Annotated in this window: 10 protein-coding genes; 9 read left to right on the plus strand and 1 reads right to left on the minus strand. The window is 54.2% G+C overall.

The genetic code is table 11. The features are described from left to right. The first annotated feature begins 135 nt into the window (after positions 1-135). The 3 genes from Pla22_RS03455 (at position 136) to Pla22_RS03465 (ending at position 4,374) form a co-directional block, all read left to right on the plus strand. Positions 136-2,298, plus strand: a complete 2,163-nt coding sequence (locus Pla22_RS03455) for a hypothetical protein (RefSeq protein ID WP_146513367.1) — start codon at positions 136-138, stop codon at positions 2,296-2,298. A gap of 60 nt (positions 2,299-2,358) precedes the next feature. Continuing rightward, positions 2,359-3,297 carry an ABC transporter ATP-binding protein gene (locus tag Pla22_RS03460; protein ID WP_146513368.1) on the plus strand — a complete coding sequence of 313 codons (939 nt, stop codon included), beginning with the start codon at positions 2,359-2,361 and terminating at the stop codon, positions 3,295-3,297. 96 nt (positions 3,298-3,393) lie between these two features. Beyond that, positions 3,394-4,374 carry a suppressor of fused domain protein gene (locus tag Pla22_RS03465; protein WP_146513369.1) on the plus strand — a complete coding sequence of 327 codons (981 nt, stop codon included), beginning with the start codon at positions 3,394-3,396 and terminating at the stop codon, positions 4,372-4,374. A 74-nt stretch (positions 4,375-4,448) separates the two neighbouring features. On the opposite strand, the gene holA is transcribed toward Pla22_RS03465, so the two are convergent. Next, the gene (holA, locus tag Pla22_RS03470; protein WP_146513370.1) at positions 4,449-5,483 is read right to left on the minus strand and encodes a DNA polymerase III subunit delta; all 1,035 of its coding nucleotides are present in this window, start codon (positions 5,481-5,483) and stop codon (positions 4,449-4,451) included. A 379-nt stretch (positions 5,484-5,862) separates the two neighbouring features. On the opposite strand from holA, the gene ffh reads away from it, so the two are divergent. From ffh to Pla22_RS03500, 6 genes are all read left to right on the plus strand, one after another. Then, entirely contained in the window at positions 5,863-7,335 is a 1,473-nt protein-coding gene (gene ffh / locus Pla22_RS03475; RefSeq protein ID WP_146513371.1) for a signal recognition particle protein, read from the plus strand. A gap of 233 nt (positions 7,336-7,568) precedes the next feature. Next, a complete protein-coding gene (gene rpsP, locus Pla22_RS03480; protein ID WP_315854180.1) occupies positions 7,569-7,985 on the plus strand; it encodes a 30S ribosomal protein S16 in 417 nt (138 codons plus the stop codon). Positions 7,986-7,999: 14 nt separating this feature from the next. Further along, complete coding sequence (gene trmD, locus Pla22_RS03485; RefSeq protein WP_146513373.1) at positions 8,000-8,683, plus strand: tRNA (guanosine(37)-N1)-methyltransferase TrmD; 684 nt, start codon at positions 8,000-8,002, stop codon at positions 8,681-8,683. Positions 8,684-8,725: 42 nt separating this feature from the next. Then, on the plus strand, positions 8,726-9,079 hold the full coding sequence (rplS, locus tag Pla22_RS03490; protein WP_146513374.1) for a 50S ribosomal protein L19: 354 nt from the start codon (positions 8,726-8,728) through the stop codon (positions 9,077-9,079). 149 nt (positions 9,080-9,228) lie between these two features. Then, complete coding sequence (locus Pla22_RS03495; RefSeq protein ID WP_146513375.1) at positions 9,229-9,684, plus strand: YraN family protein; 456 nt, start codon at positions 9,229-9,231, stop codon at positions 9,682-9,684. A 60-nt stretch (positions 9,685-9,744) separates the two neighbouring features. Next, positions 9,745-12,354, plus strand: coding sequence for a glycosyl hydrolase-related protein (locus Pla22_RS03500; RefSeq protein ID WP_146513376.1), 2,610 nt, complete (start codon positions 9,745-9,747; stop codon positions 12,352-12,354). Positions 12,355-12,358 lie beyond the last annotated feature (4 nt).

A 12,358-nucleotide genomic window follows, 5' to 3' on the forward strand; every position in this document is an offset into this window, starting at 1 on the left:
TTGTTGTGCCGTTTGAGCGTGCTCAGATCTTCCCCTGAACCTTCCACCTTCAAGAGAACCACCGCCGTGAATTTGCTGGGTTGCTCGCGTTGTTCGCTCGTTCTTAAGACTCGCTGCGCAACCGTGTGGTCAACCGTGTGGTCAACCGTTGGCTACGCAGCCTTCGTCCTCGCGGTCACCTTCGCTTCGATCGCAAAAGTTGACGCGCAAGAATCCGATGCGAGTAATGCATCGATCTTTCAATCCGTGGGAATCAATGGCCACTATCGGGTTGGAAGTTGGACAGGTGTCCAATTGAGCCAGCCGAACGAGGATCTGCGAATTCAAACGCGAGACGGCGACGGAGTCCGGGTAGAGTTTTCAGCGGACGATTCTTCAACGCGATGGGTCTACGTGATCCCCGGAAGCGAAGCGGCACCATTAGTGGTTCTGCGAGGTGACGAGGTGGTCACCCGCTCGCGATTTCCCGCGGAAGGTTCACCCTCACGCGGCCCCGCAATGATCAATTCTGAGATGCCCTTTGTTCAAGTGTTTGGGGACGCATTGGGTATAGACCAAATTGGTGAAAATGAACTGTTGCGTCGTGACGCCACGGTCGCGACGTTCATTCCGACTTCACCGGACTCGCTACCGGATTCGTCACTCGGCTACGACGCCATTGACGTCATGGTGGTCACTCAATCCGGCCAAACCGTGCTTTCAGAAATGAGCGAGCAACAGCAGCAAGCCGTTGTTGATTGGGTGCATGCGGGAGGCCAGATCTTTTTGTCCCTCGGGCAGAAGTCACCGGAACTGCTCGATGCCGCAGCGTGGCTTAAGCCTCTATTGCCCTTTGAACTCAGTGGCACTGTCGAAATCAATCCATCAGCGCTGGAAACAGCAACATCGTCGCAAACGCCCCTGGACACATTCGAAGGCCTTAAGCTTCCTCGCGATATGGGCCGAATCGTGTTGATGGGACGGACGATGCGGCGCACGACCACGCCGGTCGCCGTTGAGTATCGTTATGGGTTCGGTCGCGTGATTGTGTTGGCGGCCGATCTGGAAGACCAGCGGTTCGCCACGTGGCCCGAACGCATGGATTTGATCACTCAGTTAATTGGTCCCGACATGTTGCCGCCTGAACGGCGAGACGAAGTGGCGAACCGATTGACCGCGTACAACGATCTGTCAGGCCAACTGCGAAACTCACTTGATCGGTTCAGCTTGAAGAATTCGACGGGGTTCTCCACCATTGCTTTGATCCTAATGGGGTTGATCGCGATGATTGGGCCGCTTGATTATTGGCTTGTCAATCGCGTGCTAGGACGACCATTGCTGGGCTGGCTAAGCTTCCCAGTCACAATCGTCGGATTGTCGGCCCTGCTTGCCTTTGGCGCGCGCCCTCACGTCCCGCAGACCGAAGGTGCCGACACGACCGCCACTTCGTTGATGCAGTGCAACCGTATCGAATTCGTTGACATCGATGCGGCAACGGGCAAGGGACGCGGCGAAAGCTTCAACTTCATCTACACCCACGATGCCGCCCGGCTAGATGTCGATTTCAACTTTGGCGATCCGCTAATGAAGGTGACGCAGAATGTCCATAATCACGCGGGACCGTTCGGGTTTCCTGGCAAAGCTTTCGGTGGAATCCAAATCGCCATCGAGGACACGCGGCTACCGGCCTACCGAGCGCAGTACAATCTCGGACACGAGTCCAATTCGTTGATCAAGGGACTCCCACTGGCTCCGCGCAGCAGCAAAGGTGTGCTTCACCTCTGCGACTTTGATACTTCGGTGGGTGCCAATCAAAGTTTGATTCAACGTCCTGGCAGCGAACTTCTGCAGGGTGAATTAGTGAACCCGCTGCCGTACGACATTCACGGCGGCATGCTGATTTACCGCAACTGGGTATACCTGTTGCCAACACGTTTTCCTGCTGGCGGTCGCGTCGCTTCATTGGATCTGCTTCGACAAAAGAACTTCCGTTGGTTGCTATCTCGTAAAGTCGCAATTGAAAGTGATTCCAAGAGCGAAGCCTGGAACCCGGCTTCAACGGATGAACTTGATCGCCTTGCAGAGATGCTGATGTTCCACGAAGCCGTCGGTGGAACTCAATACACAAAACTAAAACACGACGCACTGAAACGCTTAGACCTCAGCGACACCCTTTCCGATAACCGATGCATTTTGATGGGCCAAATTAAAGAAGGCTTCACCGAGGTGCTGGTTGGCGATTCGGATAAAAAAGTTAAGCCACAAGGGGATGCCCTATCCATTGCCCGAGTGGTCTTGCCGGTTTCGGCAGCTAAGTGATTGACTTCAGTTACCGGTGTTCTTTCGCAGCTTCTCCCCTCAACCCTGGCCGACACAAACGTGATTAAGACTGTCGATCTGACAAAGAAATACGGCGATGCTTTTGCGATCAAAAGTATTGATTTGAATTTGGATGCCGGTGACCTGTTCGGTTTCATTGGACCCAACGGTGCTGGCAAAACGACCACGATGCGAATCATCGCGACTCTGTTGGAACCAAGTTGGGGCGAAGCGTACGTTTGCGGACACAGTGTTCACACCGCACCCAAAGAGATCCGACGTCTTGTTGGTTACATGCCCGACTTCTTTGGCGTGTATGACGATATGACGGTAGTGGAGTACCTGGAATTTTTTGCGGCGTCCTATCGCATTGGTGGCGAAGCCCGACGCAAACGCGTTGACGAAATGTTGGATGTCGTGGACTTGGACTTCAAACGAGACGCCTACGCCAACACACTCTCTCGCGGCCAAACCCAGCGGCTTGGTTTGGCTCGAACGCTGCTTCACGACCCACAAGTTTTGTTGCTCGACGAACCTCTTTCGGGGCTCGACCCTCGCGCGCGTATCGAGATGCGAAACCTCCTTCGCAAACTCGGCGAAATGGGCAAGACGGTGATCGTTAGCAGCCATATCTTGCCTGAGCTAGCGGATGTCTGTAATAAGGTCGGCATCATTGATAAAGGCGAGCTGAAACAGAACGCTACCAAGGCCGAGGTGATTCGGATGGTTCGCCAGCACACTGTGCTCGTCGTGCAACCGGCACAACGGGAAAAGATGGACACGATTGCTCAATTGCTATCCGGCAACGAACTGGTCCAGGGCTGCGAAATGGGCGACGGTGCAGTGAGGGTGGTTTTGGTCAGCGGTGTCGAAGACTACAGCTCCCTGCCCAAACTTCTAATCAATAATGGCGTGGATTTACGCAGTTTTCGCGAAGAAGAGTTGGATCTAGAGTCCGCATTCATGGCGTTGACCAAGGGCACCAGCACCAGAATGTAAGCTGGTTTGACAAGGCAATCGACTCCCACCAAGATTTCTTGAACTAGACTTGGGCGTACGTTAGCACGGGACACCCTAGCGCCGAGTCTTTGCACCATGCCTCGCCATTGGTTCATCAAATCCAAGTCTGGTCAAGTCGGCCCGATCACCTCCAAACAACTCTTGCAATTGGCGAGCGAGGGCAGGGTACAACCAGGCACCGGGATCAGTGGTGATGGTGAAACTTGGGTCAAGGCGGAATCCGTCAATGGCTTGAAGTTTGGCGACAACGAAGTTCGACGTTGGCACGTGAAAACCAAGGACGGTGACGCGGGTCCATTCACCGAAGCAAAGCTAAAGCAACTCGTCGACGCCGGTCGCATCAAACCCAACGTCTTGATTAGCCACAACCAAATCAAGTGGATCAAAGCGTTTGAGCATGGTCCACTAGGATTTCCATCTCGGCCTGAACCCCACGCGATCGCCCCCAAACCCAAGTCGCCTACACGGCGTCCCTACGATGGCGTTATCGCGGGCGAGTACCGCAAACGATTTGGCCGTTGCGGTCAAGTCTTCACCGACAAGCGAATTGATGTTCACGTTTATCACGCGAACGAACTTCGACCGGTCACGACCGTGGTAACAAGCGGCCTCAGCCAATATGCGTTGCCAACCGGTCGCGGAGTCATCTCGTCACGCCGAGAACTAGTCCTTTACGTCGAAGAGTTCCACGAAGCTCACGCGGAACTGCTGCGGTGCCTGTCTCGAGCAATCGTTAGTGACTCGACAACTTGGGGCTACGGGACCGCCATCGCCAACCGCGAACCGGCGCGTCCAATTTTCAAGAAATCTTGTCTTGATCATTTCCTGATGATGGTTCCCAACATTGTATCGGACTTCGCGATTCGCAACTCAGTCCAGATCGAAGGCGATCCTTTGCACATGGTTTGGGTATTTCCCATCACGATCGCTGAACGTCTCTATGTCGAGAGCCGGGGAATCCAAAGCTTCTGCGGCTTGCTCGACCAAAATCAAAGCAAACTCACTTTAGACCCCCGTCGCGAGTGTTACGCTCAAGAGACTATGGTGTCAGCGTAATCGTTGGCTAGCTATCTCATGTGCGACAACGTTGCGTCGAGCCCGAGTGAATGTTCGATGGCAAGTATTGGCGACTACGACTTGGCGAGCTTCATCACAAGTTGCTCCATCAGAAAACGATCGCGACCTTCGGCGCTATGGGTTCCTTTGAGCCTGAGGTCGGCATCGAGGAGCCATCCAAGAAGTTCTTTCGCGCGGGCACGCCCGAGTCCTTTCAGTTGCGATTTGGCGCGTTGAATGTCCGAGGGACGATTGATCCCAGCCGATGCCAACGCGTCCTCGAGTTGCCAACTGCGTCCCTCGCGTTCACGGTGCTGCACCACTGCGGTTGCCATTCCTAGACGGCGAAGCGACCAAGCAATCTGAGGCAACAAGGCAATTGGCTTTTGACCACCACTCATCAATTTGTCGAGTTGCTTGATTGCCTCGGCTGCATCACCGGCTGCGATGGCGTCGGTGATTTGCCAAACCGTCTTGCCCTGCCAACCTTCGACCACGTCTCGGACCAACGTCTCGTCGATCGCTTCGCCAACGTCTTTGTAAAGTGCGAGCTTGGCGATCTCGGTATCGAGCATGCCTGTTTCTTCACCCAGCATTTCGACGAGCGCATCGGCGGCCTCTTTTCCCAGCTTTGTTTCATGGCGTTTGGCGACATAACCAGTCAAGAACTTCCGTCGAGTGGCGGCGGTAACTCCGATCTTTGAATCCGCCGCATTTCCACAAGCAACGAGCAGAAATTCCTTGTTGATGGACTTGTAGACACGGGTGTTCGAGGCAAGTGAATCCAGTTCAAGCACAAACCGACTCGCCCCGCCGGGCTTGGCCACGTACTTTTCGATTTCGGATCGGTGATTGCTAAGAAACTTATCGGCACCACGAATTACGATCGTTCGCTTATCACCCATGTCGAACAACGATGCAGTTGCCAAATCGTCCCGCAAATCGGACCATTTCGCGGTGTCACCATCGAATTCAGTAACGTCGCCCGCCGCCGATATCGCTTGCATCACCCAACACCTCAGCGCCGCGTCATTGCCAAACACCCCCACAACATCCGGATAGGACTCAGGAGGCTTGGGCAGAAATTCAAAGGCGTGGATCAGCGTCATGCCTGAACTTTATCAAGCTCCAAGCCATCTCACCAGCAAGCAAAAACTGGTGAGCGTCCTTCAAAGAATTCGTGAGCTACCCCAGTACCTCTAACGCTCGCTTGACGTCGGGCAAGAACGTCGATGTATGCCGGCCGGATTCAGGCCGCGAAGAACAAACGATTCGGCAAACGGCCTTCAAGATCGGCTCGATTGGAAGGACTTACCCTCGGATGAGTAGCAAACGCCTCTAGAACGCCCGTTTTCTGTGGGATTCCCGGGAAAACTGCACCCGGACTCCATTTACAAAACCGGGCTGGCTCCTCTACACTCCGGGGCCCGAAAATCCGGCGATTCGCTGGGTTTTGGCGATTTCGTGCTCTGAATTCGTGCATTTGAAGTGTTTGAGTCATTATCTGACGGTCTGCAGTCCGCTTTCAAAAGCTTGTCCGGCAAAGGCAAGCTGACCGAAGGCAATATGCGTGATGGGCTCGACATTGTTCAAAAGTCGATGCTCGAAGCCGACGTAAGCTACAGCGTCGTCCAGGATTTCATGAAGCGAGTGTCCGAGAAAGCTCTCGGAAAACGCGTTTTGTTGTCGCTTCGTCCTCACGAAGAATTGGTCAATATCGTTCACAGCGAATTGATCTCAATTCTCGGCCCTGTCGATCCATCGCTGCACCTCAAGAGCGAAGGCCCGACGATCATCATGCTTTGCGGATTGCAGGGCTCGGGAAAAACGACGACCTGTGGCAAACTTTCGCAGTTGCTCAAAGAAGAAAACATCAAACCATTGTTGGTTGCTGCCGACTTGCAGCGACCAGCCGCTATCGAACAACTGCACGTCATCGGTCGCCAACTCGATGTGCCGGTCTACAGCGAACCGGACAACAAGGATCCCGTCGCGGTATGCAAAGCCGGCGTCGACAAAGCTCGAGCCGAAGGGGCTCGTGTAGTGATCCTAGACACCGCGGGTCGGCTCGCCATCGACGAAGAGTTGATGAGCGAACTGAAGCGGATCGACAAGAAAGTTTCGCCTGACCAAGTCTACCTCGTCGTCGACGGCATGACGGGCCAAGACGCCGTCAACAGTGCCGGCAAGTTTAACGAAACGTTGGAACTTGACGGCGTCATCATGACGAAGCTTGACGGCGATGCACGTGGTGGTGCGTTGCTTTCGGTCAAACACGTCACCGGTGTGCCGATCAAGTTCATTGGTACCGGCGAGCACTTTGATGCACTTGAGCCGTTTCGTCCTGAAGGCATGGCCGGGCGAATCTTGCAGATGGGCGACATCGTTGCTGCTGCTCGCGAAGCTCACCGAATCGTCGATGAGAAAGAACGTGAGGAACTCGAAGCGAAGATGGCTTCGGGCGACTTCACGCTCGACGACTTTAAGAACATGATGGAAAAGGTCGCCAAACCCGGCTTGATGGGCCGCATGATGGGATTAATGCCCGGGATGGGCCAGTTCAAGGATGTGCTTGAAAGCGACGAAGCGTCCAAAGGCATCAAACAAACCATCGGCGCGATTAACGCGATGACGATGGAAGAACGCAGCAACCCGAAGATCATTGACGCTCACCGTCGGACCCGAATTGCTCGGGGTGCAGGCGTGCAGACGCCAGTCGTTAGTCAGTTGATCAAGCAATTTGACGTAATGAAACCGCTGATGCAGGGAATGGCTGGCGGCGGCATGGGCGATCGAATGAAGATGATGCAGCAACTGCAAAGCAGTGGCGCACTGACCGATCCCAACATGCGTGGAATGAAGACAAAGCAAAGCACGGGCAAGCGATTGTCCAACGCCGAACGCGCTCAACTGAAAAAAGAGCGTGATCGAATGAAACGCAAAATGAAGAGAAAAAAGTAGGTGTCAGGTGACCGGTTGCAAGTCCAAGGCAGAGTGCCTGGAACTGACCATGACCTGTCATCTGTTACCTGATTGTTGAAACCTATTACCTAATTATTCCTAAGTGCCCACATTGGGCACCGACCCGGTCGCCCGCTGACAATTTTGCCGGCGGGTCTCTAGGAAGTCTGACTTGGAAATCTTTACTCGCATCCGAAAGGGAGCACTGAAACGTAATGGCAGTTCGAATCCGTATGAAAAAAATGGGACGCACCCACCGTCCTTTCTTCCGCATCTGCGCCATGGACCAACGCAGTCCACGTGATGGTCGCGTGATCGAAAACCTGGGTACTTACGACCCAATGTGCCCCGAGACTGATGCTCGCGTCACACTTAAGAATGACCGTGTTGCTTATTGGATGGGCGTGGGAGCCTTGCCGACCGACAAGGTTGCTGTGCTGATCAAGAAGTACGGCGCCGAGGGAACTCACCTCGACGCTCAAAAGGCAGCCCTGGAAAGATTATCCAAGCGAAAAGACTACACACCGGCTCCTCCGGAACCAGCTAAGCCTAAGAAGGCCGAAGCGCCGAAGGCTGAAGCACCAGCCGAAGAAGCTCCTGCAGCGGAAGCCGCAGCCGAGGCACCTGCTGAGGAGTCTGCCGCCGAGTAAGGCGATTGAATCTGATGCGATTCGATATCGTCACCCTGTTCCCGGACCTATTTGATGGCTACCTGACTCAAGGCCTGCTCGGCAAAGCGATCGAGCGAAACTTGACTCAGATTCACCGACACAACCTCCGAGATTTTGCACCCGATACCACTCACCGCCCGGTTGATGATAAACCGTTCGGAGGTGGCCCCGGAATGCTGATCCAGGTCGAGCCGACAGTGAAATGCGTTGAAGCGGTTCAGGCACAGTCAACCACTCCGGCCCGAACGATTCTGCTGACCCCCCAAGGAAAGCGTTTCAATCAGCCGATGGCGGAAGACTTTGCGGTCAGCGAGCGACTAATCTTGCTCTGTGGCCGATACGAGGGTTTCGATCAACGAGTCACCGACATCCTCGAACCCGAGGAAGTCAGCGTCGGAGATTTCGTCCTCAACGGTGGTGAAGTGGCGGCGATGTTAATCATCGACGCCGTCGTCCGGCTGATCCCGGGCGTCCTCGGTGACGAGCAAAGCAACATTGATGATTCCTTTAGTCGCGGAAACCGACTTCTGGAATTTCCCCAATACACAAGACCAAGAGAGTTTCGAGGCCACAGCGTTCCCGACGTTCTGCTTAGCGGCGATCACGGCGCCATTGCCAAATGGCGAGAAGAACAAACACAGCTTCGAACCAACGAGCGTCGCAGCGATTTGCTGTGACCCTTTCACCAAACACCTAACCCTGTAACTGAGAATAAAACCATGTCACAAGCCATCATGGATCTGGTCGAAAAGACCGCGTTGAAAGAGAACCCACCCCAGTTTGAAGTGGGCGATACCGTCGACGTTCACTTGAAGATTTTGGAAGGCAACAAAGAACGCATCCAAGTTTTCACCGGTGTCGTTATCGGAATCAGCGGTCAAGGATGCAAGGAAATGTTCCGCGTCCGCCGCATCGTTGCCGGCGAAGGCGTAGAACGTAAGTTCCCTCTGCACAGCCCCAAGATCGAAAAGGTCGAAGTCGTCCGCAGTGGTGTCGTTCGTCGCGCCAAGCTGTACTTCCTTCGCGATCGCGTCGGCAAGGCTGTTCGCTTGAAAGAACGTCGCCGCAGCTAAGTGGCTCAACCGAGTTGACTCAGCAATTTAGCACGACTCGCAAAACGAGCGATGATGATCGCTCGTTTTGACGTCGTGCATCTATAGGTAGCAGCAGCCTTCGGGCTGGTCGTAAGCAGAAGCACTTCTCACGGAGCGAGCGAGCGACGATGACGCGATCACTTCTGAAGAATCTGAGGGCTCGCTACATCGCTTGGCGGTTCGGTTCGATTGATCCGACCGGCAACGTGGGCAAACGAGGTGAACAAGCCGCCGCGAGGTTGCTTCGCCGAAAAGGACTTCGCGTGGTTGCCGAGAGCGAATCCGACCGTGGCGGTGAGATTGACTTGATCGCGCTCGACGAGAAGCGAAAGATCGTCATCTTTGTCGAAGTGAAAACACACTCGACCACAAAACCAGGACACCCGGCCGAGCGTGTCGATTCCGAAAAGCAGGGCCGTGTTTCGCGAGCAGCCATGCGGTATCTCAAACGTAAGCATTTGCTTGGCATCCCAGTTCGATTCGATGTCATCGCGGTTTGGTGGCACTCCGGCAATCTCGAACCTGACAAAATCGAACACTACGAAGCTGCCTTTGAGTGCGCGGGTGACTTTCAGATGTGGTGAGGCGCCCAAGTCCGATTCGATCCGATCCGATCCGATCGTCGAAATCGCTAGACTGTCGTCATGAGCACACGACGAAATTTCATCAAAGCAGCCGGACTAACGCTTGCGGCTTCTCGAAGGTTGACCGCTGATGACGCCACTGTCAAACGCATCTACATCGCCGCCGATGACCACACGGACTACATGTGGACCGCCGACGAAAGAACCTATCGAGAGTCCTTCTTAAGAACGCTCGACCACTATCTTGACCTTGCCGACGCGACGGACGACCGAGACAACGACTACCAGAGCCGTTGGAATTGCGACGGACTACTTTGGTTTCGCGAGTACGAACAGAACCGTTCTACCGAGGCAGTCGAGCGGTTAGTTAAACGCATCAAGAGTGGTCACATCAGTGTGCCGATGACAATGCTGGTCTCGTGTTATGGAGGCATGCCCACCGAGGCGGTGCTTCGCGGGATGTATTACGGTGGTCATGTTGAGCGAAGGTACAAATTAGAACTGCCGATCGCTGTGGCAATGGAAAACCAAACACTGCCATTTGGACTTGCCTCGCTGTGGGCCGGTTGCGGGGTAAAGTACTCGTGGAAAGGGATCTGCGCCTGCGTTAGCAAAGTGAAAGACTCTGGCACGCGTCGCAAACATGACGTCTATTGGTGGATTGGCCCCGATGGCGAACGCATTTTGATGAAGTGGTACTCGCTGGCGGGCCCCCTGCGACGCGGCGTTTACGCCAACGAAGGTCCAGGTGGTTACGCCGAGGCCCGCTACCCAAAACTCGCGATCGAGTACGTCGAATCCGACAAAGGGTTCCAACAACAGAACCCTCATGATGTCATCGGCTTGTTCGGCCAGGGTTGGGATGATCTAGAAACGATCGTGCCGCTCTCAGACGTTGAAAAGAGCTTCCCATCCGTTGCCGAAGACCTGTCGACCAAGACACGAAGAGTCATCGTTAGCAACGAACGCGACTACTTCGAGGACTTTGCCAAGTCTCACGGTGACGATCTGCCTCAAGTGTCGTGTTCTTACGGAAACGAATGGGACCTTTACTGCGCATCACTTGCCGAAGTCACAGCAACAGTGGTGCGAGCGACGGAAAAATTGCGGACGGCAGAGTCGATGGCAGTGCTTGCCACCTCGCTAAACCCTACTTTCAAGTCAAAGCTTGATGCGAAAGAACTCGAGGATCGACGCCAACAGGCGTGGATCGCCTATGGACTGTACTGGGAACACGACTGGACCGCGGACGGCCCGATATCACGTGAACGCCGAGCCGCATGGCAACGTAAAATCGCCAAGCAAATCACGGACTACATTGACACGCTTTACGACCTCGCCGCCGCGGAACTGTCCCATCAAATCGCCGCCAAGAACCCTCGGTCCTTTGCCGTTTTCAATTCGCTCGGCTGGACGCGTGCAGACGTCGTCGAATTTGAACTTGACCAAATTCCCGATCCGGGGCAAACCTTTGGCATCTTCGATGTCGAAACGAACCAACCTTTGGCGTCACAAATTCAAGTGCGGGGACATGTCGCCAAGATACAGTTTGTGGCCACCGAAATTCCGTCGTTCGGGTACCGCGTCTATGAAGTACGTGACCTACCACAAGCGACCGAGACGGTATCGCCCACGCGTTTTCGCAATGGCAAACTGATTTCGCAATTCCATGAACTGACCGTCACCCAAGCGGGGGCAATCACAGACTGGAAGTCGTTGGTATTAGATCAGGTTCTTGTATCGGAGCATCAAGTCGCCAACCATCTTGAAGACGCGAAGGGCAAGATGACGCTGGAATGGGAGGGACCAGTGAGCACCGTTGTGCGAATTGATGTCGCACGACCGATCAAACGGCAAACTCGCATCAAGCTCTACGAGTCTTTGGATCGACTCGACATCGAGAATCAAATCCTCGAGAACTTCAGCGAGCTTCAAAAATGGCAGTTCCAATTCAATCTAGACAATCCCCAAACGCGTCATGAAGAACTTGGCGTGATCATGCAAGCGGACACGATCAGTCGGGGCGGAAACTATGCCGATGAGAACGCACGAACGGATTGGCTGACACTCAATCACTTCGTCACAGTCCAGGGAGATCAAGCCTCGGTAACGATCGCCAATCGCGACTGCCGCTTTTTTCATCTAGGCGTGGATACTAACGGGCCAATGGATCCACGATCCCAAGAACTTCACATCTTGGCTGGCGGACAAGTCGACGGCCAAGAGTTGGGCATTCAAGAACAGGGCGGCGATCGAGAATTCACTCAGCGGTTTTCGCTTTTCGCCGACCAAAGACTATCGGATGTCGATGCCATGAAACGTTCATTAGAATTCGCCAATCCGATGACCGTAGTCTTGCTTAAAGGTGCCGCCCCAAAGGCAGTTCGCCCCATTCATCAATCGCTCGTGACCATCGAGAGTGATTCCGTGATCATCTGGGCGATCAAACCAGCAGAGCAGGGCAGTGGAGGCGGAACGATCGTGCGGTTGTGGAACCTAGCGAACCAATCGTCGATGTATGCGCTGAACTTCAAACTCGGATCAAAAAAATGCACCAAAACCACGCATGTGGAAACAGACATCGCCGAGGTGCAGATTGCGGATTCGAAGGTCACTGGCGAACTGGAAACCAACGCCATGCAAACCTTGCGATTTGCGACGAATGATTGAATCA

The organism is Rubripirellula amarantea (genome assembly GCF_007859865.1).
GTDB classification, from domain to species: Bacteria; Planctomycetota; Planctomycetia; order Pirellulales; family Pirellulaceae; genus Rubripirellula; species Rubripirellula amarantea.